Origin of the sequence: Streptomyces sp. NPDC006602, from assembly GCF_042870385.1 — a bacterium.
Taxonomy (GTDB): domain Bacteria; phylum Actinomycetota; class Actinomycetes; order Streptomycetales; family Streptomycetaceae; genus Streptomyces.
Map to the genome: position 1 here is coordinate 42976 of NZ_JBIAHG010000018.1, position 23499 is coordinate 66474.

The 23499-nt window shown below is 71.1% G+C and carries 21 protein-coding genes; 10 read left to right on the plus strand and 11 right to left on the minus strand.

Going from position 1 to position 23499, the window contains the following annotated elements:
- The first annotated feature begins 7 nt into the window (after positions 1-7).
- Positions 8-1216 carry a threonine aldolase family protein gene (locus ACFYO2_RS33285; RefSeq protein WP_388356456.1) on the plus strand — a complete coding sequence of 403 codons (1209 nt, stop codon included), beginning with the start codon at positions 8-10 and terminating at the stop codon, positions 1214-1216.
- 185 nt (positions 1217-1401) lie between these two features.
- On the opposite strand, the gene ACFYO2_RS33290 is transcribed toward ACFYO2_RS33285, so the two are convergent.
- Together ACFYO2_RS33290 and ACFYO2_RS33295 are read right to left on the minus strand one after the other, a co-directional pair.
- Positions 1402-2073, minus strand: a complete 672-nt coding sequence (locus tag ACFYO2_RS33290; protein WP_388356459.1) for a response regulator — start codon at positions 2071-2073, stop codon at positions 1402-1404.
- A gap of 127 nt (positions 2074-2200) precedes the next feature.
- Positions 2201-3403: a sensor histidine kinase gene (locus ACFYO2_RS33295; RefSeq protein WP_388356461.1), complete on the minus strand. Its 1203-nt coding sequence runs from the start codon at positions 3401-3403 to the stop codon at positions 2201-2203.
- Positions 3404-3521: 118 nt separating this feature from the next.
- Between ACFYO2_RS33295 and ACFYO2_RS33300 the strand changes: the two genes are divergently transcribed.
- Complete coding sequence (locus ACFYO2_RS33300) at positions 3522-4565, plus strand: SAM-dependent methyltransferase (RefSeq protein WP_388356464.1); 1044 nt, start codon at positions 3522-3524, stop codon at positions 4563-4565.
- On the opposite strand, the gene ACFYO2_RS33305 is transcribed toward ACFYO2_RS33300, so the two are convergent.
- A complete protein-coding gene (locus ACFYO2_RS33305) occupies positions 4530-5681 on the minus strand; it encodes an NADH-quinone oxidoreductase subunit D (RefSeq protein ID WP_388356467.1) in 1152 nt (383 codons plus the stop codon). The two genes, ACFYO2_RS33300 and ACFYO2_RS33305, sit on opposite strands and share 36 nt — an antisense overlap.
- A 31-nt stretch (positions 5682-5712) precedes the next feature.
- Between ACFYO2_RS33305 and ACFYO2_RS33310 the strand changes: the two genes are divergently transcribed.
- Both ACFYO2_RS33310 and ACFYO2_RS33315 read left to right on the plus strand, forming a co-directional pair.
- Positions 5713-6216 carry a PH domain-containing protein gene (locus tag ACFYO2_RS33310; protein WP_388356470.1) on the plus strand — a complete coding sequence of 168 codons (504 nt, stop codon included), beginning with the start codon at positions 5713-5715 and terminating at the stop codon, positions 6214-6216.
- On the plus strand, positions 6213-7550 hold the full coding sequence (locus ACFYO2_RS33315; protein ID WP_388356473.1) for a PH domain-containing protein: 1338 nt from the start codon (positions 6213-6215) through the stop codon (positions 7548-7550). Before ACFYO2_RS33310 ends, ACFYO2_RS33315 begins: the two co-directional genes overlap by 4 nt.
- 106 nt (positions 7551-7656) lie before the next feature.
- Here ACFYO2_RS33315 and ACFYO2_RS33320 read toward each other — a convergent pair whose 3' ends face one another.
- On the minus strand, positions 7657-8976 hold the full coding sequence (locus ACFYO2_RS33320; protein WP_388356475.1) for a hypothetical protein: 1320 nt from the start codon (positions 8974-8976) through the stop codon (positions 7657-7659).
- 170 nt (positions 8977-9146) lie between these two features.
- The gene (locus ACFYO2_RS33325) at positions 9147-10274 is read right to left on the minus strand and encodes an alpha/beta hydrolase (RefSeq protein WP_388356478.1); all 1128 of its coding nucleotides are present in this window, start codon (positions 10272-10274) and stop codon (positions 9147-9149) included.
- A 188-nt stretch (positions 10275-10462) separates the two neighbouring features.
- Here ACFYO2_RS33325 and ACFYO2_RS33330 point away from each other — a divergent pair, with 188 nt between their 5' ends.
- The 6 genes from ACFYO2_RS33330 to ACFYO2_RS33355 all read left to right on the plus strand — a co-directional run bounded on the left by ACFYO2_RS33330 (position 10463) and on the right by ACFYO2_RS33355 (position 15806).
- Entirely contained in the window at positions 10463-12328 is a 1866-nt protein-coding gene (locus tag ACFYO2_RS33330) for a phosphatidylglycerol lysyltransferase domain-containing protein (protein WP_388356479.1), read from the plus strand.
- A gap of 211 nt (positions 12329-12539) precedes the next feature.
- A complete protein-coding gene (gene folP, locus ACFYO2_RS33335) occupies positions 12540-13448 on the plus strand; it encodes a dihydropteroate synthase (protein WP_388356481.1) in 909 nt (302 codons plus the stop codon).
- A complete protein-coding gene (locus tag ACFYO2_RS33340; RefSeq protein ID WP_388356483.1) occupies positions 13445-13948 on the plus strand; it encodes a nuclear transport factor 2 family protein in 504 nt (167 codons plus the stop codon). The genes folP and ACFYO2_RS33340 overlap by 4 nt, the downstream gene beginning before the upstream one ends.
- Positions 13949-14248: 300 nt before the next feature.
- Positions 14249-14608, plus strand: a complete 360-nt coding sequence (folB, locus tag ACFYO2_RS33345) for a dihydroneopterin aldolase (RefSeq protein ID WP_266435775.1) — start codon at positions 14249-14251, stop codon at positions 14606-14608.
- The gene (gene folK, locus ACFYO2_RS33350; protein ID WP_388356486.1) at positions 14605-15216 is read left to right on the plus strand and encodes a 2-amino-4-hydroxy-6-hydroxymethyldihydropteridine diphosphokinase; all 612 of its coding nucleotides are present in this window, start codon (positions 14605-14607) and stop codon (positions 15214-15216) included. Before folB ends, folK begins: the two co-directional genes overlap by 4 nt.
- Positions 15217-15320: 104 nt before the next feature.
- Entirely contained in the window at positions 15321-15806 is a 486-nt protein-coding gene (locus ACFYO2_RS33355) for a DUF3180 domain-containing protein (RefSeq protein ID WP_388356488.1), read from the plus strand.
- A gap of 24 nt (positions 15807-15830) precedes the next feature.
- Here the strand turns inward: ACFYO2_RS33355 and folE are convergent, their stop codons facing one another.
- The 6 genes from folE to dacB form a co-directional block, all read right to left on the minus strand.
- Positions 15831-16436 (minus strand): GTP cyclohydrolase I FolE, encoded by a 606-nt coding sequence (gene folE, locus ACFYO2_RS33360; protein WP_388356490.1) that lies wholly within the window; start codon positions 16434-16436, stop codon positions 15831-15833.
- A 150-nt stretch (positions 16437-16586) separates the two neighbouring features.
- Positions 16587-18626: an ATP-dependent zinc metalloprotease FtsH gene (gene ftsH / locus ACFYO2_RS33365; RefSeq protein ID WP_388356492.1), complete on the minus strand. Its 2040-nt coding sequence runs from the start codon at positions 18624-18626 to the stop codon at positions 16587-16589.
- Between the two features lie 184 nt (positions 18627-18810).
- The gene (gene hpt, locus ACFYO2_RS33370) at positions 18811-19371 is read right to left on the minus strand and encodes a hypoxanthine phosphoribosyltransferase (protein WP_388356494.1); all 561 of its coding nucleotides are present in this window, start codon (positions 19369-19371) and stop codon (positions 18811-18813) included.
- 62 nt (positions 19372-19433) lie between these two features.
- Complete coding sequence (gene tilS / locus ACFYO2_RS33375; RefSeq protein WP_388356497.1) at positions 19434-20525, minus strand: tRNA lysidine(34) synthetase TilS; 1092 nt, start codon at positions 20523-20525, stop codon at positions 19434-19436.
- A 192-nt stretch (positions 20526-20717) separates the two neighbouring features.
- Positions 20718-21842, minus strand: a complete 1125-nt coding sequence (locus ACFYO2_RS33380; RefSeq protein ID WP_388356499.1) for a zinc-dependent metalloprotease — start codon at positions 21840-21842, stop codon at positions 20718-20720.
- Between the two features lie 62 nt (positions 21843-21904).
- Complete coding sequence (gene dacB, locus ACFYO2_RS33385) at positions 21905-23470, minus strand: D-alanyl-D-alanine carboxypeptidase/D-alanyl-D-alanine-endopeptidase (protein ID WP_388356502.1); 1566 nt, start codon at positions 23468-23470, stop codon at positions 21905-21907.
- Between the last annotated feature and the right edge of the window lie 29 nt (positions 23471-23499).

The window sequence follows — 23499 nt, forward strand, 5'->3', positions numbered from 1 at the left end:
CCGGAGCATGACGGACATGGCGGAACAGGGCGGGGAACAGTCGGCTCAGGAGCGGCTGCGGGAGCGGCGGGCGGCCGCCAACCGTGGGGCGGAGCGCGTCCTGTCGCGAGGGGGCTTCCTCGGCACCCTGCGCGACCGGCTCGCGTGGCTTCAGGAAGCGGCACCCCAGGTGTACGACCTCGACGAGGCCGGCGACCTCTACGGCAACCGGATCGTGGAGGCGCTGGAGAAGCGCGTCGCCGCGCTGCTGGGGACGGAGGATGCCGCGTTCTTCCCGACCGGCACGATGGCCCAGCAGATCGCCCTGCGCTGCTGGGCCGACCGGACCGGCAACGCCACGGTGGCACTGCACGCGCTGGCCCACCCCGAGGTGCACGAGCGAGGCGCGCTCGCCGAGGTCACCGGGCTGCGCTCGGTCCGCCTGACGAGCGAGCCCCGGCTGCCGACCGCCGAGGAGGTGCGCGAATTCGATGAGCCCTTCGGGGCGCTGATGCTGGAGCTGCCCCTCAGGGACGCCGGTTTCGTGCTGCCCTCCTGGGAGGAGCTGACGGAGGTCGTGGAGGCGGCGCGCGAGCGCGACGCGGTGGTGCACTTCGACGGCGCACGCCTGTGGGAGTCCACCTTCCATTTCGGCCGTCCCCTGGACGAGATCGCGGCCCTGGCGGACAGCGTCTACGTGTCGTTCTACAAGTCGCTCGACGGCTTCGGCGGCGCCGCCCTGGCCGGCCCCAGGACGCTGGTGGAGGAGGCGAAGACCTGGCGGCACCGCTACGGCGGCATGATCTTCCAACAGTTCCCCACGGTGCTGTCGGCGCTCGTCGGCCTGGAACGCGAGCTGCCCCGGCTGCCCGAGTACGTGTCCCACGCGCGCGTGGTCGCCGCCGCGCTGCGCGAGGGTTTCGCCGAGGCCGGCGTGCCGTGGGCGCGCGTCTTCCCCGAGGAGCCGCACGTCCACCAGTTCCAGGTCTGGCTGCCGTACGACCCGGAGGTCCTCGCCGAGGCGGCCGTACGCCAGGCCGAGGAGACGAAGACGCTGCTCTTCGGAGACTCCTGGGACCGGGGCGGACCCGGCCTCGGCATCACCGAGATCACCGTGCGCGCCGCCGGCCTGGAGTGGACGGCCGACGACGTGAAGGCGGCCGTGGGGGATTTCGTCGCGCGGGTGACCGAGGTGGCCGGCGAAGGCGTCAAGACGGTCGAGGCGGTCAGCAAGTAGACACGCGTCCGCAGAAGGCGCCCGGCGAGGTCGCGTCGATTGACTGCCGCCGTCAACCGAGGGCCGAGCTCGGCATGGCGCAGCAGGCGCTGTCCGAGCCGGGCCCACGGTGGTGGCCCGGCTGGGCAGCGACTTCCTGGAGGGGATACTCCGCTAGGCGGACAGGGCCCAGCGGCGCAGCCCGCTCAGCCGTGCCCGCCCGCCCGCACCAGCCCGGTCTCGTACGCCAGGACCACCACCTGCACCCGGTCCCGCAGCCCCAGCTTGGTCAGGATGCGGCCCACATGGGTCTTGACGGTCGCCTCGGACAGCACGAGCCGGGCCGCGATCTCGCCGTTGGACAGACCCTGGGCGACCAGCACCATGACCTCGCGCTCGCGGTCGGTGAGCCGCTCCAGCTCCTTGTACTGGGGCTCCTTGCCGGCGCTGGGCAGCATCGGCGCGAAGCGGTCGAGCAGGCGGCGCGTGGTCGAGGGCGCCACCACCGCGTCGCCGCTGTGCACCGCGCGGATGGCGGCCAGCAGCTCGCCGGGCGGCACGTCCTTGAGCATGAAGCCGGAGGCGCCTGCCTTCAGCCCGGAGAAGGCGTACTCGTCCAGGTCGAAGGTGGTGAGGATCAGCACCTTCGGCGGGTCGTCCTCCAGGCAGATACGGCGGGTGGTCTCGACCCCGTCCAGCTTGGGCATGCGCACGTCCATCAGCACTACGTCGACAGCGGTCGAGCGCAGTACCTGAAGGGCCTCGACGCCGTCGCCCGCTTCCGCGACGACCTCCATGTCCGGCTGGGCGGCAAGCACCATCCGGAACCCGGTGCGCAACAGCACCTGGTCGTCGACAAGCATCACGCGGATCGTCATCGGGGCCTCTCATTTCTGGCTTGCGTATGTGTGGGTCGGCTCTGGCCGCGCATGTGGGGGTCGGCTCTGGCCGTATGGGTGGGTCGCGGGGGTCGTTACAGGTGTCAACGAAGGACGTGCGTCGGCGTCAGTGCGCTGGTTTGAGCGGGAGCAGGGCACTGATACGGAATCCTCCGCCGGGGCGCGGGCCCGCGTCCAGGGTGCCGCCGACCATGCCGACCCGCTCACGCATGCCGATCAGGCCGTGGCCGGCGCCGTCGGCGCCGCCCTCCTCGTACAGCTCGTGCGGGGCGCCCTTGCCGTCGTCCTCGACGAGCAGGCCGAGCCCGTCGTCGAAGTAGACCAGGCGGACGCTGGCGCCCGTGTTCGGGCCACCGTGCTTGCGGGTGTTGGTGAGCGCCTCCTGCACGATGCGGTAGGCGGTCAGCTCGACGCCGCTGGGCAGGGGCCGCGGGGTGCCCTCGATCTTGAAGTCGACGGGGAGGCCGGAGCCCCGGCACTGCTCGACGAGGTCGTCGATCTGCTCGACGTCGGGCTGCGGGACGTACTCGCCGCCCTCCTGGTGTTCGCCGGTGCGCAGCACGCCCAGCAGGCGGCGCATCTCGGCGAGGGCCTGGCGGCCGGTGGAGGAGATCGTCTCCAGGGCCTTCTTGGCCTGGTCGGGGGCGGCGTCGAGCACGTAGGCGGCGCCGTCGGCCTGCACCACCATCACCGACACGTTGTGCGCGACCACGTCGTGCAGTTCGCGCGCGATCCGGGCGCGTTCGGCGGCGACCGCGACCTTCGCCTGCGCCTCGCGCTCCTTCTCCAGGCGCGCGGCCCGCTCCTCCAGCTGTGCGAAGTAGGCGCGGCGGGTGCGGATCGAGTCGCCGAGCACCCAGGCCAGCACGAACGGCACCGTCAGGAAGATCATTTGCGCGAGGTTGCCCAGCGTGCTGGTGTCCTCGTTCCACCAGCGCAGTTGCGCCAGGGGGGCCGCGCACAGGCCCACGGCCAGCGCGAGCCTGGAGGCCCAGCGGGCGCCCGTCGCGGCCACGGTGTAGGCGATCACCAGGAAGCCGAAGTCGGCGGCCGTCGTCTCCACGTTCAGCGCGAGCTGTGCCACGCCCAGCACGACGGCCAGCAGAAGCATCTTCTCCGGCATGCGCCGACGCAGCGCGATGACCAGGCCCAACAGAAGAAAGATCGGGACGACCACCGCCGGGGAGTCGGTGCCCCGGGCCTCCTGACGGGCGGTTTCGCCCACCACCGAGATCCCGAAAAGGAAGACGGCCCAGAAGCTGTCGACCCACGTCGGGTGCCTGCGGAGGAAGTCATAGAGGCGCTGCACGTAACCCAGCGTAGGGATACGGGATGCGTGCAGGGGTCAACCGGAGGGCCGATCCGTACCTCGCGCGCATACTCCGCAAGGTGGAGGCTCCGTGCCCCTGTGCGCCTAACCTGACGGCGTGACCGAGGAGACAGTGGGCGAGTGGGGCGGCTGGCGAGCGGCCTCGGAGGCCGCTCTGTACGGGCCGGACGGCTTCTATCGCAGGCCCGAGGGGCCGGCCGCACATTTCCGTACGTCCGTGCACGCGTCGCCGCTGTTCGCCCAGGCCGTGGCCCGGTTGCTGTGCCGGGTCGACGAGGCGCTGGGGCGGCCCGAGGTGCTCGACTTCGTGGACATGGCCGCGGGGCGGGGCGAGTTGGCAGCTGGGGTGCTGGCCGCGCTGCCCGCGGACGTGGCCTCCCGCGCGCGCGGGTACGCCGTCGAGGTCGCCGGCCGCCCCGAAGGTCTCGATCACCGGATCGAGTGGCTGGCCGAGCCCCCGAAGGGGATCACCGGGCTGCTGTTCGCCAACGAGTGGCTGGACAACGTGCCCGTGGAGATCGCCGAGGCGGACTCCGCGGGCATACCGCGGCTGGTGCTCGTCCGGCGGGACGGGCGCGAGCGACTCGGGGAGCCGGTCTCCGGCGCGGAGGCGGAGTGGCTCGCCCGCTGGTGGCCGCTGTCGGCCGAGGAGGGTACGCGGGCGGAGATCGGTCTGCCCCGGGACGAGGCGTGGGCGTCGGCGGTCGCGACCGTCGGCCGGGGGCTCGCGGTGGCGGTGGACTACGCCCACACGGCACACGCGCGGCCTCCGTTCGGGACGCTCACCGGCTTCCGGGAGGGGCGCGAGACGGCGCCCGTGCCGGACGGGTCGTGCGACATCACAGCGCACGTCGCCCTGGACGCGTGCGCGCTCCCAGGAGGGCGCGTTCTGACCCAGCGCGACGCCCTGCGCGCCCTGGACATCTCCGGCGCACGCCCCCCGCTCGCGCTCGCGTCCACCCAACCGGCGGCCTACGTGCGCGCCCTCGCGAGCGCCGGAGAGGCCGCCGAGCTCACCGCGTCGGGCGGACTCGGCGACTTCGGATGGCTGCTCCAGCCGGTCGGCATCCAGCCCGCACGGGCCGCGGAAGGGCCCCTCGGCGGGCTACTTGTCGATGTCCCCGACCACGAAGAACAGTGACCCCAGGATTGCCACCATGTCCGCGACCAGCGTGCCGGGCAGCAGCTCCACGAGGGCCTGGATGTTGTTGTACGAGGCGGAGCGCAGCTTCAGCCGGTACGGCGTCTTGTCGCCCTTGCTGACGAGGTAGTAGCCGTTGATGCCGAGCGGGTTCTCGGTCCACGCGTAGGTGTGGCCCTCGGGTGCCTTCAGGACCTTGGGGAGCCGCTGGTTGATCGGCCCGGGCGGCAGGTCGGCGAGCCGGTCGAGGCAGGCGTCCGCGAGGTCGAGGGCGTTGTGCGTCTGCTCCAGGAGGACCTCGAAGCGGGCGAGGCAGTCGCCCTCCTGCCGGGTCACCACCTTCAGGGTGTCCTGCAGCTCGCCGTAGGCCAGGTACGGCTCGTCGCGGCGCAGGTCGAAGTCGACGCCCGAGGCGCGCGCGATCGGCCCGCTCACGCCGTACGTGTGCACGGCCTCCGGCGCGAGGGTGCCGACGCCCCGCGTGCGCCCCCGGAAGATCTCGTTGCCGAGCACCAGGTCGTCGAACCGGTCCATGCGGGAGCGAACGGCGGCGACGGCCGCACGCGCGCGTGCGGCCCATCCGGCCGGCAGGTCCTCCTTGAGGCCGCCGACGCGGTTGAACATGTAGTGCATGCGGCCGCCGGAGACCTCCTCCATGACGTTCTGGAGCACCTCGCGCTCGCGGAACGCGTAGAAGACCGGGGTGATGCCGCCGAGCTCCAGCGGATAGGAGCCGAGGAACATCAGGTGGTTCAGCACCCGGTTCAGCTCCGCGAGGAGTGTGCGCGTCCACACCGCGCGCTCGGGGACCTCCATGCCGAGCATGCGCTCCACGCCGAGGACGACGCCCAGCTCGTTCGAGAAGGCCGACAGCCAGTCGTGGCGGTTGGCGAGCATGATGATCTGCCGGTAGTCGCGCGCCTCGAAGAGCTTCTCCGCGCCGCGGTGCATGTAGCCGATCACCGGGTCCGCGCGCGTGATGCGCTCGCCGTCCAGAACGAGCCTGAGGCGCAGCACACCGTGCGTGGACGGGTGCTGGGGCCCGATGTTGAGCACCATGTCGGTGCTCTCCGCGGCGCCGCCGATGCCGACCATGGTCTCCGTCGTAGGAGTCATGCACACAGTCTCTCCTACGTACGCTGGCCGCATGGAGACGGGGAGCACGGCCGACACGGGGACCACGGGGGACGAGCCGGTGTGGACCGGGCTGCCACCGGGGCTGCTGCGGATGCGGCGGCTGCTGCTGGTGGTGTGGCTGGGGCTGGTGGCCCTGGGGCTCGGGCTGCTGCTCGGCCTGCTCGTCGGACCGGTCTGGTCCGCCGCCGCGCTGCTGCCGCTGGCCCTGATGGCGTGGGGCTGGGTGATGCTGGGCCGCAACTGGCGTTCCTGGCGCTACGCCGAGCGCGCCGACGACCTGCTGATCAGCAAGGGTGTCCTGTGGCAGGAGGAGACCGTGGTGCCGTACGGACGCATGCAGCTGGTCGAGGTCACGTCCGGGCCCGTCGAACGCCACTTCGGGCTGGCCAGCGTGCAGCTGCACACGGCTGCCGCGGCGACCGACGCGACCATCCCCGGCCTCGACCCGGACGAGGCGGAACGGCTGCGCGACCGGCTCACCGAGCTCGGTGAAGCCCGATCGGCGGGCCTGTGACGGCACCGGGCGTGGACGACGCCGTACACGAGAAGCCACCCGTCATCGAACGGCGGCTGCACCCCGTGACGCCGCTGAGGCGGGCCTGGGCGCCGATCGCCGTGATCATCGGATGGGCGGTGCACGACCCCAACCAGGCGCAGGAACAGCTGACGAGGCTGACCACGACCACACTGCTCATCGGGTTCGCCGTGTTCGTCCCGGCCGCCGCCCTCTACGGCTTCCTGACCTGGTGGTTCACCCACTTCGCGGTGACGGACACCGAACTGCGCATCCGTACGGGCCTGCTGTTCCGGCGCGCCGCGCACATCCGGCTCGAACGCATCCAGGCCGTCGACGTCACCCAGCCACTGCTCGCGCGGGTCGCGGGAGTCGCCAAACTCAAACTCGACGTCGTGGGCGCGGACAAGAAGGACGAACTCGCCTTCCTGGGCGAGGACGAGGCGCGTGCGCTGCGCGCGGAACTCCTCGCGCGCGCCGCCGGTTTCGCGCCCGAGACGGCGCACGAGGTCGGCGAGGCACCCTCCCGCGAGCTGCTGCGCGTGCCTGCCGGTGTCCTCGCCGTCTCGCTGGTGCTGACCGGCGCGACCTGGGGAACGCTGGTCGCCGCCCTCGTCGTGCCGCCGGTGCTGTGGCTGGCCACCCACAGCGTGTGGACGGTGCTCGCGACGGCGCTGCCGCTGCTGGGCGCGGCGGGCGCGAGCAGCGTGGGGCGGTTCGTCGGCGAGTACGACTGGACGGTGGGCGAGTCTCCGGACGGGCTGCGGATCGACCACGGCCTGCTGGACCGTACGCACGAGACGGTGCCACCGGGACGCGTGCAGACCGTACGGATCGTGGAGCCGCTGCTGTGGCGGCGGCGCGACTGGGTGCGGGTGGAGCTGGACGTGGCCGGGTCGTCCAACTCCGTGCTGGTGCCGGTCGCTCCGCGGGAGGTCGCCGAGTCGGTCGTCGCGCGCGTGCTGCCCGGCGTGACCGTGCCGCCCCTGTCGGCGCTGTCGCGGCCGCCCCGGCGGGCCGCGCGATGTGTGCCGGTGTGGTGGCGGGGCTACGGACTCGCCGTCACCGACGCGGTGTTCGTGGCCCGGCACGGGCTGCTGCGGCGGAGCCTGTCGCTCGTCCCGCACGCGAAGGTGCAGAGCGTACGGCTCGCGCAAGGGCCCTGGGAGCGCGTGTGGCGCGTCGCCGACGTTCATGTGGACACCGGGGCCAACAAGACCGTCACAGCGCGACTGAGGGGCGCTCAGGAGGCTGCTGAGCTGCTGCGGGGGCAGGCGGAGCGATCACGGACGGGGCGTCGCGAGGCACGGCCGGACAGGTGGATGGCGTCCTAGCCGCGGGCTGAGCCGCGGGCTCCGGGCCGCGGGCTCCGGCCGGGGGCTTCTGGTCGCGGGCTCCGGCCGGGGGCTTCTGGTCGCGGGCCGGCGTTACGCGGCCTCGTTACGAAACCGCGCTCCGCAGTCCCTGCACGTCGATCTGCTCGGTCTCGTCGTGGGCCGTCAGGTCGATGACCTGGCCGACGCCACGGGAATCCTCGTCGGCCGGCTTGAACTCCGCCTCGGACTCAGCCTTGTGGAGGGCGAGGGCCTCCTGGCCGACGACGTCGGCGAGGTCCTCGTTCTGGACGGCCGCCAGCGCGGCCGGGGCCGCCCCCTTCTGCGCACCGAAGAAGTCGAAGCCGCCCTCGACCAGCGGACGCCGTGCGGGCGTCGTCGGTACGACCGCCACCGCCGTCGGCGCGACGAAGTGTCCGAAGGGCTGCCGGTCCGGCTGGGCGGCCTTGCCGGTGGTGGTGGCGGCCGCGCGCTGATGCCCGTCGACCGCCACGGGCTTCCCCTCCGCCTCGTCCTCCTGCGCGGCCTCCGCCTCGGTGCCGCCGGCGGCACCGGCAGCCGTCTCCTCGGCCGAACCGGCCTTCACCGGCCGGCGGTTCGCCGCGTCCTCGAGGTCGGCCTTCGTCACGTCCTTGGACCCGGTCTCGGAGTCGTTCTCGGACTTGTTCTTCGGCTCGGCCTTCACCGTTCCGTCGCCACCGCCACCGCCGCCACCGCCGTCGCCGTCGCCGTCGTCGCCGAAGCGCGCCAGCGCCCCCTTCGCCCGCAGGAACAGCTTGGAACCCTCCGGGGAGAAGACCGCCAGAGCCTCGGGTTCCTCTTCCGTCGCCGGTACGGCGTCGCCGGCCTCGACGGCCCCCTCGGCCTCCGGTACGGCCTCGTCGGCCTCCGGCTCGGCCGGAACTGCCACAGCCCCCGCCGCGTCCACGGAACCGGCCGGTGCCGGCAGCAGCGCGCGGGCGGCCGGACCAGACGTCTCTATCTCCAGCAGCCGGCGGCCCTCCAGGGCGCTCGCCCGCTCGGTCTCCGCCGTGGCGTACCGCCGCAGCAGCGCCGCGTGTTCGTTGCGCAGGCCCGCCAGTTCCGAGCGCTTGGCCCGCAGCCGCTGCTCCAGCTTGACGCGCAGCTCGCGCGACTCGTCGAGGTCGGTCTCCAGTTCGGCGACCCGCTCCTCGTAGCGCCACTCGTCGCTCGCACGCGCGCGCGTGAGGTCGGCGACCTGCTTGCCCGCCTGCGTGTCCCAGTGACGCATGACGACCGCGCCGACGACCGCCGTCACCGCGGCGGCCGCGGCCAGACCACGGAGCACCGTCTGTTCCGTGAACACCCACGGGCCGAGAGCGCAGACAAGAGAGACGCATGCGATCGCTGACGGGGGCAGCAGCCTGTGCAAGGGCGGGGAATGGCGGTGACGTCCACGTGGCATGGCCAGAAACTTACCGCGAGTAGGTGAATGATGGTGCCCCGGGCCGTAAAAAGACAGCCATCGCCGAGACTTCACACGACATCAGGAATCAGATGCGCGCCGAATTCGGCAGGATCGACAAGACGGAGAGGGCAGCAACGGCGAGAAGGCCGAGAACTGCAAGATCGTTTTCAGTGGTCGCCCAGTCGTCCGCTGATCCACTGCAGCGTCGGCGGTATCTCCCGCCGCCAGGTGTTGAAGTTGTGCCCGCCGCTTTCGAGGATGATCGACGAGATGCGCGTGCGCCCGGTGTTCTTCACCCTCTCGATGAACTTCAGCGTGTCCTTGTAGTTCGCCTCGCCGACCTTGCTGCTGGTGACGAGCAGTGAGGTGTCCGGCCCCGGCATGTGCTTGAGGTACCACAAGAGGTTGGCCCGGTCGCGCAGATCCTTGTCGCCGTGGAAGAGATCGCCCGTGGTCGGGTCGCTCGGCGCGTTGTAGTACGCGGACAACCCAGCGCCGGCGGCGTACACCTCGGGATGGTGCATGGCGAGCTTCAGGGCGCAGTAGCCGCCCGTGGAGTCGCCGATGATGCCCCAGCTACCCGGCTTTTCGCCCACCCTGTAGTGGGCGAGTACGGCGTCGGGCAGATCCCTCGCGAAGAACGACTCGGTCTGCGGGCCTCCCGGGATGTCCACGCACTCCGTGTCCCGCGGCGGCGCCACCGTAGGCCGCAGCATCACCAGGATCATCGGCTGCATACGGCCGCTCTCGGCGAGCTTCCAGGCCGTGCGCGGATAGCGGAGTTTGTCCACCAGCGCCTGAGCGGTGCCCGGATAACCGGTGAGGACGACGGCCGCGGGAAACGTACGCGTGCGGTACTCCGGCTGGAAGTACTCCGGCGGCAGATACACGTACGCGGGCGTAGCGATTCGTGTCGTACGGCCCACAATGGCGACCTTCTGGATCTGCCCGCCGAGCTGCGGCCTCAGGCCGCCCGTCTTGTTCACCCTCCGCGTTTCGACCACCTGGAGAGGGCCGCTGGAACCTCTGCCCTCGGTGTGGTCGACGACCAGGCCCTGGTCGGTCTCCTTTCCTAACAGGTCCGCCCAGGAGGCGTAGAAGCCGAAGGCCTGGTTGGCGACCAGTCCCACCGATACGAAGAGGGCCAACTGTGTGGCGAGCAGCAGGCCGACACGCCCGCCGACGGCCCGCCAGTCCCGCCGCGCCAGCCGTGGCCACAGCCACACCGTGCCGAGGAACAGCAGCACGGCGGAGAGCACCGCCAGCACCAGCGTCTTGTTGCTCGTGAGACCCATGGGTTCCTTCGCGAGGGCTTGCCCGGGACTTTCCCTGGGCTTTGAACCGGTTTTGAGAAGGTGAGTGAACCTCTCCCTCTGAGACACCGTCCTAGAGGGCGCAATGTCGCCGGATGCCCGAATCGGGCCCGGATCCAAGCTCACTCGCGGAACAACGGGATGCGATGTCTGTCAGGACAGATGAGGAAATGTCGGGCGGGGTTCCGACCCGATCACATCGGATGCGGCGCGTCCTCAGTGGTCCGCGCCCCGAGGCCGCCCCGGTCCTCGTCGGCAGAGCGTGTGCTCTCGTGGGCCTCCTGGACATCGCCGCGGGCGTCTTCCCGCGCTTCCGGCACAGCCGTATGCACACCATCGCCGAGGTGCTGCCCGGCGCGCTCGGTCCGTTCGCGGCCGCGCTCTCGCTCAGCGCCGGCATGCTGTTGCTGCTGCTAGCCCACGGCCTCAAGCGCGCCAAGCGCCGGGCCTGGCGTGCCGCCGTGGTGCTGCTCCCGGCCGGAGCGCTGGCACAGTTCACCTACCGGCACTCGCTCGTGGGAGTGCTGATCTCGCTCGCGCTGCTCGCGCCCCTGCTGCGTCACCGCGACCAGTTCTCCGCCCTCCCCGACCCGCGCAGCCGGTGGCGGGCACTCGCCAACTTCGTCCTCATGGGAGCCGGTTCCCTCGCCCTCGGGCTGGTCATCGTCAGCGTCCACCCCAACCGTCTGGTGGGCGACCCCAGCCTGGCCGACCGCATCACGCACGTCCTGTACGGCCTGTTCGGTTTCGAAGGCCCGGTCGACTACCAGGGCAACACCTCCTGGACGGTCGCCTTCTCCCTGGGCGCCCTGGGCCTGCTCACCGCCGTCACGACGATCTACCTGGCCTTCCGCCCCGAACACCCGGCCGCGCGCCTCACGGCCGAGGACGAGGCCCGTCTGCGGGCCCTCCTGGACAAGCACGGCGGCCGCGATTCCCTCGGCCACTTCGCGCTGCGCCGCGACAAGGCCGTGGTCTTCTCGCCCAGCGGCAAGGCGGCGGTGACCTACCGCGTCGTCTCCGGCGTGATGCTCGCCAGCGGCGACCCGATCGGCGACGTCGAGGCCTGGCCGGGCGCCATCGAGCGCTTCATGGACGAGGCCAGGGCCCACTCCTGGACCCCCGCCGTCATGGGCTGCTCCGAGACCGGCGGCGAGGTCTGGACCCGCGAGACCGGTCTCGACGCCCTCGAACTGGGCGACGAGGCGGTGGTGGACGTCGCGGATTTCTCCCTCGCCGGCCGCGCGATGCGCAATGTGCGCCAGATGGTCAAGCGCATCGAGCGCGCCGGTTACGAGACCCGGGTACGGCGCGTCCGTGACCTCGGCGACGCCGAGCTGGACCGCATCCGCCGCGCCGCCGAGGACTGGCGCGGCACCGACACCGAGCGCGGCTTCTCCATGGCGCTGGGCCGCATCGGCGACCCTGCCGACGGTGACTGCCTCATCGCCACCGCCCACAGAATCGAAGGGGCGGCGCGAAGCACCTCAGGCAGGGCGGCGGTGGGAGACGGGTGGGCGGACGACCGGCCCGGGCAGTACGGCGACCTGAAGGCGATCCTGCACTTCGTGCCGTGGGGCACGGACGGCGTCTCCCTGGACCTGATGCGACGGGACCGGTCGGCGGACCCGGGCATGAACGAGCTGCTGATCGTTGCGGCCCTGCAGGCGGCACCCCGCCTCGGCATCGCGCGCGTCTCGCTCAACTTCGCGATGTTCCGCTCGGCACTGGCGCGCGGCGAGAAGATCGGCGCGGGCCCGGTGCTGCGCGTCTGGCGCGGGCTGCTGGTCTTCATGTCCCGGTGGTTCCAGATCGAGTCCCTGTACAAGTTCAACGCGAAGTTCCGGCCGCGCTGGGAGCCCCGCTTCGTCGTCTACCGCGCCTCCGGCGACCTGCCCCGCATCGGCTTCGCCGCCATGCAGGCGGAGGGCTTCGTCAACCTGGCCCTCCCCGTGCCGCGCTTCCTGCGCCGCCGTACGGTCGCCTCGCGCGCGTGCGCCCACGCCGTCGCTGAACGGGACGTCCGCGCGGCGTGACGACGAAGGGCCGCGGTGACGACCGACCGCACGGACCGCGGCACCAGGAACAGGCCGCGGTCCCAGGACAAGGCCATGGCCCCGAAGACAGGCCGAGCTGAAACCCCACCTCCTCCTCCGGCCCGAAGGTTCCGCTCGGCCGCATGCGCCCGCCCGTGGCAACGGCCGGGCCCCGGGCCTTGCGGCCCCGCCCTGGGCCTACGCTGAACGTATGAGCAAGCAGAGCGGACGTGGACGCGTCGCGGGCCTTCCGGAATGGGGCCGCTGCGCGGTCATGGGAGTCGTGAACGTCACCCCCGATTCCTTCTCCGACGGCGGCCGCTTCTTCGACACGGCAGCGGCCGTCAAACACGGCCTCGACCTGGTCACCGAAGGCGCCGACCTGGTCGACGTCGGCGGCGAGTCCACCCGCCCCGGCGCCACCCGGGTCGACCAGGCCGAGGAGCTCAAGCGGGTGATCCCCGTCGTCCGCGGCCTCGCCTCCGAGGGCGTCACCGTCTCCGTCGACACCATGCGCGCCTCCGTCGCCGAACGGGCCCTCGCAGCCGGCGCCGCCCTCGTCAACGACGTCAGCGGCGGCCTCGCCGACCCCGCGATGATCCCGGCCGTGGCGTCCGCCGGCGCCCCCTTCGTCGTCATGCACTGGCGCGGCTTCCTGGAGGGCGGCAACGTCAAGGGCGTGTACGACGACGTCGTCGCCGAAGTCGTCGCCGAACTGCACGCGCGCGTGGAGGCCGTTCTGGAGGGCGGCATCGCGCCCGACCGCATCGTCGTCGATCCCGGCCTCGGCTTCTCCAAGGACGCCGAACACGACCTCGCCCTCCTCGCCCGCCTCGACCGCCTCCTCGGGCTCGGCCACCCGCTGCTCGTCGCCGCCTCCCGCAAGCGGTTCCTCGGCCGTGTCCTCGCCGGGCCGGGGGGTGCGCCCCCGCCCGCACGCGAGCGCGACGCCGCGACGGCCGCCGTCTCCGCCCTCGCGGCGCACGCCGGCGCATGGGCGGTGCGCGTGCACGAGGTACGCGCGACGGCGGACGCGGTACGGGTCGCACGCGCCGTGGAAAGCGCACGCGCCGTGGAAAGGGCATGCGCCGTGGACAACGGCGCAGAGGGAGCCCTGTGAGCGCCCCCCAGACCGATGTCGAGCAGGTCGAACTGGCCAACGCCGCCTACTACGAGGCGATGGAGCAGGGCGACTTCGAAAAGCTCACCTCGCTCTGGCTCACCCCGTCCGACCTGGGCGTCGACGAGGAGTACCACGACCCGGCGGACACCGGCGTGATCTCCTGCGTGCACCCCGGCTGGCCGGTGCTGACCGGCCGCGGTGACGTCCTCAGGTCCTATGCGTTGATCATGGCAAATACGGACTACATCCAGTTCTTCCTCACCGACGTGCACGTCTCCATCACCGGCGACACCGCCCTGGTGAACTGCACGGAGAACATCCTCAGCGGCGGCCCCGCCCCCGAGGGCGGCGAAGAACTCGGCCCGCTCGTCGGGCAGCTGGTCGTCGCCACGAACGTGTTCCGCCGCACTGCCGACGGCTGGAAACTCTGGTCCCACCACGCGTCCCCGGTTCTGGCCGAAAACGACGAGGACGAAAGCGACGACACCCCCGCCTGAGCGGGTAGGCGCCCTACAGGAACGACCCTGAGCCGCCCCACAGGAACCCCCGAGCCGCCCGATCGCCCGCGGGGACCAAGAAGTGGTTGGAATCACGGGACCTGGGGTAGGGGCGGCTACCAGCCTGTGAGCCGCCGGGTTCCCCAGGGGAAACACGAGGTGAAACCTCCGACCCCGGCTCGGGCCCGCGCCCTCGTGGCCCGGCCCTGTCAGTGCTCGCAGGTAGATTCGTTCGAGGCCGGTGTGCCGTCCGCACCCGGTACGAACCGGCCGTCACCGACGATTGCAGGAGTGATTCGCGTGGATCGTGTCGCGCTGCGCGGCCTCAAGGCCCGCGGGCACCACGGCGTGTTCCCCAAGGAACGCGAGGAGGGCCAGACCTTCATCGTGGACCTCGTCCTCGGCCTGGACACCCGTCCGGCCGCCGCCGACGACGACCTGGCGAAGACCGTGCACTACGGCATCGTGGCGGAAGAGGTCGTGGCCGTCGTCCAGGGCGAGCCCGTCAACCTCATCGAGACGCTCGCCGAGCGCATCACCCAGGCCTGTCTGAAGCACGAAGGAGTCCAGGAGGTCGAGGTCACCGTCCACAAACCGGACGCGCCGATCACCGTCCCCTTCGACGACGTGACCGTCACCATCACCCGGAGCCGAGTATGACCGCGTCCTTCACCGCGGGTCACAGCGACCCGACCGTACAGCCGGTGCCCGCCTCCGTCGTCGAGCAGGTCGACGCCGCCGACACCACCCTCCACAACCCGAAACGAGCCGTGATCTCCCTCGGCTCCAACCTGGGCAACCGCCTGGAGACCCTCCAGGGCGCCATCGACGCCCTGGAGGACACCCCGGGCGTCCGCATCAAGGCCGTCTCCCCCGTGTACGAGACGGAGCCGTGGGGCGTCGAGCCCGGCAGCCAGCCGTCCTACTTCAACGCGGTCGTGGTTCTGAAGACGACGCTGCCCCCGTCCTCGCTCCTGGAGCGGGCACACGCCGTCGAGGAGGCCTTCAACCGCGTCCGGGACGAGCGCTGGGGCCCGCGCACCCTCGACGTGGACATCGTCGCGTACGCCGACGTCGTCACCGACGACCCGCACCTCACCCTCCCCCACCCGCGCGCCCACGAACGCGCCTTCGTGCTCGCCCCGTGGCACGACGTGGAGCCCGACGCCCAGTTGCCCGGACGGGGCGAGGTCGCCGCTCTCCTCGACACCCTCACCCGCGACGGCGTGGAAGCCCGCAAGGACCTGGAACTCCGGCTGCCCGAGTAGCCGTTAAGGTCAAGACGAGCCCGGAACGGCCGAATGGGCGGCCGCACCGGACGGGTCATCACGACCACCGTCCGCGACCACGGCCGGGGAGCTGAAGGGACACCGTGAGAGAGCTGCGCATCAGGTTGCTGGCCGGCGTCTTCGCCGTCGCCGGGATCCTGTCCTGGGCGGGCGCCCGCCTCTGGAACTCGGTCGGGACCCTCCCCAGCGTCCCCCTGGCCGCCCCCATCGTCCTCACGCTGATCGCCGCGGTCCTGCTGTCCACCGCGCTCTCGATCCGCGCCCGCCTCAAGGCCCAGCGTGAGCGCCGCCCCGAGGCCAAGGGCGTCGACCCGCTGATGGCGGCCCGCGCCGTCGTCTTCGGCCAGGCCAGCGCCCTGGTCGCCGCCCTCGTCTCCGGGATGTACGGCGGCACCGGGGTCTTCCTCCTGGAGTCCCTAGACATCCCCGCCCGCCGCGACCAGGCCATCTACGCCGGTTTCTCGGTCCTCGCGGGCATCGCCGTCATAGCGGCCGCCATCTTCCTGGAGCGCGTCTGCAGACTCCCGGAGGACGACGACCACAACACGGGAGCCGCTTCGCCGGCGTGACCCGCCGGACGATCAGGTGGCCGCTCAGCGAGCCATGATGAGGCTCATCGCCTCATTGCGGGTGGCGGGGTCACGCAGCTGGCCACGGACCGCCGACGTTATGGTCTTCGCCCCGGGCTTGCGGACCCCCCGCATCGACATGCACATGTGCTCGCATTCGACGACGACGATCACACCGCGCGGCTCCAGGATCTTCATCAGGGAGTCGGCGACCTGCGTGGTGAGTCGTTCCTGCACCTGAGGCCGACGGGCATACACGTCCACGAGCCGGGCCAGCTTCGAAAGGCCCGTGATCTTGCCGTCGGTGGACGGGATGTAGCCGACATGGGCAACGCCGACGAACGGCACCAGATGATGTTCACAGCTGCTCAGGACCTCGATGTCCTTCACGAGCACCATCTCGTCGTGCCCCAGGTCGAACGTCGTCGTCAGCACGTCCTCGGGCTTCTGCCACAGCCCCGCGAAGATCTCCTTGTACGCCCGCGCCACCCGCCCCGGCGTCTCCCGAAGCCCCTCGCGGTCCGGGTCCTCGCCGACCGCGATCAGCAGTTCGCGTACGGCGTTCTCGGCCCGCTTCTCGTCGAACTCGCCGATCGAGCCCTCGCCGTCCAGCGTCACGGGGTCGGTCATCTGGTGCCTCGTTCCTGTGCCTGTCGCGCCTGTGGACCACGCGCCTCAACTGCGGACATACAAATGCCACGCCCCCCAGGCTAGAACCTGGGGGGCGTGGCATTCATTCCGGGCCTGGTGAGGTCACCGCGGCCCGAGGCGCCTGGGGAGTCAGCTCTCCGGACGGTCCTCGGGGGCGGGCTCGGTCGCCGGGGCGGGTTCCACCGCGGTGGACTTCACGGTGGAGATCGCCGGTGTCGCGCCGTTGGCGCCGTTCGTCAGTGCGAGCTCCCTGGGGGAGAGCACCGGCGGACGGGTGGACGGCGTGCGGCGGGAGGAGCCGGTCCAGGCCGGCCGCGGAGGACGCTTGACGATGGGAGCGAAGATCTCGGCGATCTGCTCCTTGTTCAGCGTCTCCTTCTCCAGCAGCTGAAGCACCAGGTTGTCGAGGACGTCGCGGTTCTCGACCAGGATCTCCCAGGCCTCGTTGTGCGCGGTCTCGATGAGCTTCTTTACCTCTTCGTCGACCAGCGCGGCGACCTCTTCCGAGTAGTCGCGCTGGTGAGCCATCTCACGTCCGAGGAACGGCTCGGTGTTGTCGCCACCGAACTTGATGGCGCCGAGACGTTCGGTCATGCCGTACTGCGTGACCATCGCGCGGGCCGTTGCGGTGGCCTTCTCGATGTCGTTCGCAGCGCCGGTCGTCGGGTCGTGGAAGACCAGTTCCTCGGCCGCGCGGCCGCCCAGCATGTAGGCCAGCTGGTCCAGCATCTCGTTGCGCGTGGTCGAGTACTTGTCCTCGTCCGGCAGGACCATCGTGTAGCCCAGAGCACGGCCTCTCGAGAGGATCGTGATCTTGTGGACCGGGTCGGAGTTCGGGGAGGCCGCCGCGACCAGGGCGTGGCCGCCCTCGTGGTACGCGGTGATCTTCTTTTCCTTGTCCGACATGATCCGGGTCCGCTTCTGCGGGCCCGCCACGACGCGGTCGATGGCCTCGTCCAGCATGTGGTTGTCGATGAGCTTCAGGTCGCTGCGCGCCGTCAGGAGCGCCGCTTCGTTCAGCACGTTCGCCAGGTCCGCACCGGTGAATCCGGGGGTGCGGCGGGCGACCGCCGACAGGTCGACGTCCGGTGCGACCGGCTTGCCCTTCTGGTGGACCTTGAGGATCTCCAGACGGCCCTGCATGTCCGGGCGGTCGACCGCGATCTGGCGGTCGAAGCGGCCGGGGCGCAGAAGAGCCGGGTCGAGGATGTCCGGCCGGTTCGTCGCGGCGATGAGAATCACACCGCCCTTGACGTCGAAACCGTCCATCTCGACGAGCAGCTGGTTCAGCGTCTGCTCGCGCTCGTCGTGACCACCGCCGAGGCCGGCGCCGCGATGGCGGCCGACCGCGTCGATCTCGTCGACGAAGACGATCGCCGGGGCGTTCGCCTTGGCCTGCTCGAACAGGTCACGGACTCGGGAGGCACCGACACCGACGAACATCTCGACGAAGTCGGAACCCGAGATCGAGTAGAAGGGGACGCCCGCCTCGCCCGCGACAGCACGCGCGAGCAGGGTCTTGCCGGTGCCGGGAGGGCCGTACAGCAGTACGCCCTTGGGAATCTTGGCGCCGACGGCCTGGAACTTCGCCGGTTCCTGGAGGAACTCCTTGATCTCATGGAGCTCCTCGACGGCCTCGTCCGAGCCTGCGACGTCCGAGAACGTCGTCTTCGGGGTGTCCTTGGTGATGAGTTTCGCCTTGGACTTCCCGAAGTTCATGACCCGGGAGCCGCCACCCTGCATCTGATTCATCAGGAACAGGAAGACGACCACGATGAGGACGAAGGGGAGCAGGGACAGCAGGATCCCGACGAAGGCGTTCTGCTTCGTCGGCGAAACCGTGTAGCCGTCCGGAATCTGCTTGTCCTGGTACTTGTTCTGCAGCGTCCCGGCGAGGGTCGCGCCTTGGTCGCCGATGTAGCTCGCCTGGATCTTCGAGCTGCCCTCGACCTTTACGCCGTCCTTGAGCTGGACCTTGACGGTCTGCTCGTCGCCGGTGGTCAGCTTGGCCGACTCGACCTTGTTGTCATTGATCGCCTGGATCACCTGGCCGGTGTCCACCGTCTTGTAGCCACCGGACGAGCCGACGACCTGCATCAACACGACCACGGCAAGGACGGCCAGCACGATCCACATGACCGGCCCACGGAAGTATCGCTTCACGTCCATCCATACGGAGCGTTGCCGCCCCGTCCCTCCTGCCATAGTGAGTTTGATAAGACAGTTCTTCTGACGGTACCCCAGCATTGTGGACCGAAGCCGCACGGGAAGGCTGACGAACCCGTCTGCATGCTCCAACGGCGCGAAACCCGCTGGGGTTCCCGATCGTCTTACAGGGCTTGGGCCATCTGGCTCAGCCGCCGTAGACGTGAGGCGCGAGCGTACCGACGAACGGGAGGTTGCGGTACTTCTCGGCGTAGTCGAGGCCGTAGCCGACGACGAACTCGTTCGGGATGTCGAAGCCGACCCACTGGACGTCGATGGCGACCTTGGCGGCCTCGGGCTTGCGCAGCAGGGTGCACACCTTGAGGGATGCGGGCTCGCGCGAGCCGAGGTTGGAGATCAGCCAGGACAGGGTCAGGCCGGAGTCGATGATGTCCTCGACGATCAGGACGTGCTTGCCCTTGATGTCGGTGTCGAGGTCCTTGAGGATCCGCACCACACCGGAGGACTGGGTGCCCGCGCCGTAGGACGACACGGCCATCCAGTCCATGGTGACGGGGGTGGACAGCGCCCGGGCGAGGTCCGCCATGACCATCACCGCGCCCTTGAGTACGCCGACGATCAGCAGATCCTTGCCCGCGTACTCCGCGTCGATCTTCGCGGCAAGCTCCGTGAGCTTCGCGTCGATCTCTTCCTTGGTGATGAGCACCGACTTGAGGTCGGGACCCATGTCTTTCGCGTCCACCCGCATCACTTTCGGTCGTCCAACCGGCTGCCCTGCCCCTCTCCCGAGGTGCACGGAGAGGTCGGGATTCAGCCTTGCCGAATCACCAGTCTGCCACCCTGCCGCTGGGCGACGACCTTGCCCGGGAGATTGATGGCTCCCTGGCCGCGCCAGCCGGTGATCAGCCGGTCGACTTCCTCGATGTGACGGGCGAACAACGAACCCGCGGGGGCGCCGGCCTCGATCGCGGCGCGGCGCAGGATGCGACGGCGTACGGCGGGCGGCAGGGCGTAGAGCTTGGCGCACTCCAGGAGGCCGGCGGCGTCCCGGACGGCGGCCTCGGCCTGGCCGGCCCAGGTGTCGAGGGCGTCGGCGTCGTCACGGGAGAGCTGGGCCGTGCGGGCGAGGGCCTCCACGACGCCTTTGCCGAGCGCCTTCTCCAGCGCGGGCAGGCCTTCGTGGCGCAGCCGGGAGCGCGTGTACGCGGGGTCGGCGTTGTGCGGGTCGTCCCAGACGGGCAGGGACTGGACCATGCAGGCCTTGCGGGCGGTCTGCCGGTCGAGCTGGAGGAAGGGGCGGCGGTAACGGCGGGCGGCCCCCGGGCCCCCGGAAACGGCCGCCATTCCGGACAGGGAGCGGATGCCGGAGCCGCGGGCGAGGCCGAGCAGGACGGTTTCGGCCTGGTCGTCGCGGGTGTGGCCGAGCAGCACGGCCACGGCGCCATGGCGTTCGGCGGCCGCGTCCAGGGCGGCGTAGCGCGCGTCGCGGGCGGCGGCTTCGGGCCCTCCCTCGCGGCCGACGGTCACGGCGGTGGCCTCGACCGGGTCGAGGCCGAGTTCGCGCAGGCGCAGCACGACCTCGTCGGCACGCAGGTCGGAGCCGGGCTGCAGGCCGTGGTCGACGGTGATGCCGCCGGCGCGGATGCCGAGCTTGGGGGCTTCGAAGGCGAGGGCCGAGGCGAGGGCCATGGAGTCGGCGCCGCCGGAGCACGCCACGAGCACGAGCGGCGACGGCTCAGGCTCGTGCGGGGCGTCGTCGGAGGCGCTGGACTCTCCGGGCGTCCGGCCGAGAGTCGCACGGCCGTGTTCGGGCGTCGTCGTGCGGCTGGGCTCGGTGAGGATGTCGTGGAGGACGCGGCGGACCGCCAGGCGTATCGCCGCGACCGCAGGATGGGGACCCATGTCCGGTTCCCTTCATGAAGTTTTCGGGGGTGAGCCCCGGTTTCGGTCACTCAGAGTGTGCACATGGTGACAGAACCGGGCCGTTCCCCGAGCATTGCACGCCTACCCATCGCTCACGGTCCCTCGGACGGGTGATTGCAGGGGCGTTCGCCTGCCGTCGTCCGGATTCGCTTCACGACTTCAGCGCCCTGTTCACGACTCGGCCTTGCGATGCACCCGCGCGACCCAATCCGCCGGTTTGGCGATCTCCGTCTTGGTCGGGAGGGTGTTCGGGGACGTCCACACGCGGTTGAAGCCGTCCATGCCGACCTGGTCGACGACGGCCCGTACGAAGCGTTCGCCGTCCCGGTACTGCCGGAGTTTGGCGTCCAGACCCAGCAGCTTGCGCAGGGCCATGTCCAGTCGGGAGGCCCCCTTGGCGCGACGCTGCTGGAACTTCTCGCGGATCTCGGCGACGCTCGGCACGACGTCCGGACCGACCCCGTCCATCACGAAGTCGGCGTGGCCCTCCAGGAGGGACATCACGGCGGTGAGGCGGCCGAGGATCTCCCGCTGGGCAGGCGTCTGCACGATCTCCACGAGGGACCTGCCGCCCTCGTCCTCCTCGCCCTCGGGGCGCCCGCCGGCGAGCGACTGGGCAGCCTCCCGGATGCGTTCCAGGACGGTCATGGGATCGACCTCGGTCTCTCCCAGGAACGACTGGATTTCGCCCCCGAGGTGGTCCCGCAGCCAGGGCACGGCGGTGAACTGCGTGCGGTGCGTCTCCTCGTGCAGGCACACCCACAGCCGGAAGTCGTGGGGCTCTACGTCGAGTTCGCGCTCCACGTGCACGACGTTCGGGGCGACGAGGAGCAGGCGGCCGCCGCCGCTCTCCCCAGCGGGGAGGTCGCGGGTGGCCGGGGCGAAGGTCTCGTACTGGCCGAGGACCCGCGAGGCCAGGAAGGACAGCAGCATTCCCAGCTCGACACCCGTCACCTTGCCGCCGACGGCGCCGAGGACCGCGCCGCCGGGCGTGTTGCCGCGCCGTTCCTGCATCTTGTCGAGGAGGGGCTTCAGAAGCTCCCGAAAACCGGCGACGTTCGCCCGGACCCAGCCGGGGCGATCGACGACCAGGACCGGAGTGTCGTGGGTGTCTTCCGTGCCCATACGGGTGAAGCCCCGGACGTGTCCCTCCGAGGCCTTGGCATGCCGACGCAGCTCCGCGACGACGGCCCTGGCCTCGTCACGACTCACGTCGGGGCCCGGCCGTACGAGCCGGGTCGCGGTCGCCACCGCGAGATTCCAGTCGACCATCTCGGCACCACCGATGCTCGTCATGCGTCAACCGTACGTGAGCTCCACCGCTTGGGGCAGGGTCGAGCCAGGTTGGCGGGGCCGCGTCACCGGCAACCGCAGGCCGCCAGAGCCGTCGCCGTCCTGTCCAGCGCCGACTGCGCCGCCGCCGGGTCCGTCGTGTTCGACGTCAGGAACGCGAAGGCCAGGAGGTGACCGTCCTGGTCAACCACGGTTCCCGCCAGCGTGTTCACGCCCGTCAGGGTGCCCGTCTTCGCTCGTACGATCCCTGCCGCGCCGTCCGTGTAGCGGCTGGTCAGGGTGCCCGTGAAGCCGGCCACCGGGAGGCCGGTGAGGGCGGGGCGGAGTTCCGGGTGGGTGGGGTCGCCGGCCTTCACCAGGAGGGACGCCAGGAGGCCCGCCGTAAGTCTGTCGGCGCGGTCCAGGCCGCTGCCGTCCTTGAAGTCGGCGCCCGACACGGGCAGCCCGAGCTTCTTCAGCCGGGCGCCGATCGCCTGGCCGGCACCCGCGAAATCGGCGCGTTTGCCGGTCGCGACGGCCGTCTGGCGGGCGAGCGCCTCGGCGATGTCGTTGTCGCTGTTGGTGAGCATGCGTTCGACGAGGTCGGAGAGCGGCGGCGAGGAGACCGTGGCGAGTGACTCGGCGCGGCCGGTGGCCTTGGAGGGTCCGGGTGACGTGGTCTTGATGCCCTTGCCCCGGAGGAGGTCGGCGAAGGTGCGGGTCGCGTCCGCCGCCGGGTCCGCCGCACGGGGCGCGGGCCCGCTCGCGGAGTCGTCCGTACGGGCCTCGTCGGCCATCAGGGCGGTGACGGGGGCGAGGTTGTCGTTGACCCCGATGGGATGAAGTTCCCGACCGGCGTACAGGGTCGTGTCGTACGAGAGCGTGACCTCGCTGATGTGGCGCTTCTTCAGGGCGGCGGCCGTGGCGTCGGCGAGGGTGCGCAGGCTCGCCCAGCCCTCGGCGTCCTTGTGGGCGGTGAGGGTGGGGTCGCCGCCGCCGACGAGGACGAGCTCGTCGGTGTCGGGTTCGAGGGCGGCGCGGGTGGTGAGGCGGTGGTCGGCGCCCAGGGCGGAGAGCGCGGCGACGGCGGTGGCGATCTTCGTGGTGGAGGCGGGGGTCATGGCCTCGTCGGCACCCGTGCCGTAGAGCGGCTTGCCGGTGGCGACGTCGACGACGGCGGCCGTGGTGCGGGTGCCGAGCGCCGGGTCCCTCAGGAGGGGGGTCAGGACCTCGGCGAGGGCCGGGCCGGTCGGGGCCGTCCTGACGCTGTTCGTGGCGCCGCCGAGGCCGATGAGGACGGAGGCGGCGCTGGGCGCGGGCCGGGGCGCTCCACCCGCCGTACCGGACGAGCCGTCGTGATCTGCGCCACCCGTGCGCTCCTGGGCGACCGCCCGGTCCCGCTCCGCCGTACGCTGACCGGTGGAGTCCCAAGGGCCCGCGGCGGAGACCACCGCGGCGGCCAGCGCCAGTCCGGCGGTGGCGGCGCCCGCGGTGTACTGCCAGGTCTTCGGCCTCGTGATCCGCGCGATCTGCGGCTTCGCGAGCGGTGCGACGTGCGGTTTCGCGACCGTCGCGGCGCGCGCGAGACGTGGTCGTACGGCGTCCGCGGCCCGTGCCAGACGCGGTCGTACGGCGTTCGCGACCCGCGTCACATGTGGTCTCGCGGCTCGCCAAGGCCCCA

What these genes read in the sequence shown, in the direction of transcription:
- ACFYO2_RS33285 (WP_388356456.1), top strand. Translation starts at nt 8, where the DNA reads ATGACGGACATGGCGGAACAGGGCGGGGAACAGTCGGCTCAGGAGCGG.
- ACFYO2_RS33290 (WP_388356459.1), bottom strand. Translation starts at nt 2,073, where the DNA reads ATGACGATCCGCGTGATGCTTGTCGACGACCAGGTGCTGTTGCGCACC.
- ACFYO2_RS33305 (WP_388356467.1), bottom strand. Translation starts at nt 5,681, where the DNA reads ATGACTCCTACGACGGAGACCATGGTCGGCATCGGCGGCGCCGCGGAG.
- ACFYO2_RS33310 (WP_388356470.1), top strand. Translation starts at nt 5,713, where the DNA reads ATGGAGACGGGGAGCACGGCCGACACGGGGACCACGGGGGACGAGCCG.
- ACFYO2_RS33320 (WP_388356475.1), bottom strand. Translation starts at nt 8,976, where the DNA reads ATGCCACGTGGACGTCACCGCCATTCCCCGCCCTTGCACAGGCTGCTG.
- ACFYO2_RS33325 (WP_388356478.1), bottom strand. Translation starts at nt 10,274, where the DNA reads ATGGGTCTCACGAGCAACAAGACGCTGGTGCTGGCGGTGCTCTCCGCC.
- ACFYO2_RS33330 (WP_388356479.1), top strand. Translation starts at nt 10,463, where the DNA reads ATGTCGGGCGGGGTTCCGACCCGATCACATCGGATGCGGCGCGTCCTC.
- folP (WP_388356481.1), top strand. Translation starts at nt 12,540, where the DNA reads ATGAGCAAGCAGAGCGGACGTGGACGCGTCGCGGGCCTTCCGGAATGG.
- folK (WP_388356486.1), top strand. Translation starts at nt 14,605, where the DNA reads ATGACCGCGTCCTTCACCGCGGGTCACAGCGACCCGACCGTACAGCCG.
- folE (WP_388356490.1), bottom strand. Translation starts at nt 16,436, where the DNA reads ATGACCGACCCCGTGACGCTGGACGGCGAGGGCTCGATCGGCGAGTTC.
- ftsH (WP_388356492.1), bottom strand. Translation starts at nt 18,626, where the DNA reads ATGGACGTGAAGCGATACTTCCGTGGGCCGGTCATGTGGATCGTGCTG.
- hpt (WP_388356494.1), bottom strand. Translation starts at nt 19,371, where the DNA reads ATGCGGGTGGACGCGAAAGACATGGGTCCCGACCTCAAGTCGGTGCTC.
- tilS (WP_388356497.1), bottom strand. Translation starts at nt 20,525, where the DNA reads ATGGGTCCCCATCCTGCGGTCGCGGCGATACGCCTGGCGGTCCGCCGC.
- ACFYO2_RS33380 (WP_388356499.1), bottom strand. Translation starts at nt 21,842, where the DNA reads ATGACGAGCATCGGTGGTGCCGAGATGGTCGACTGGAATCTCGCGGTG.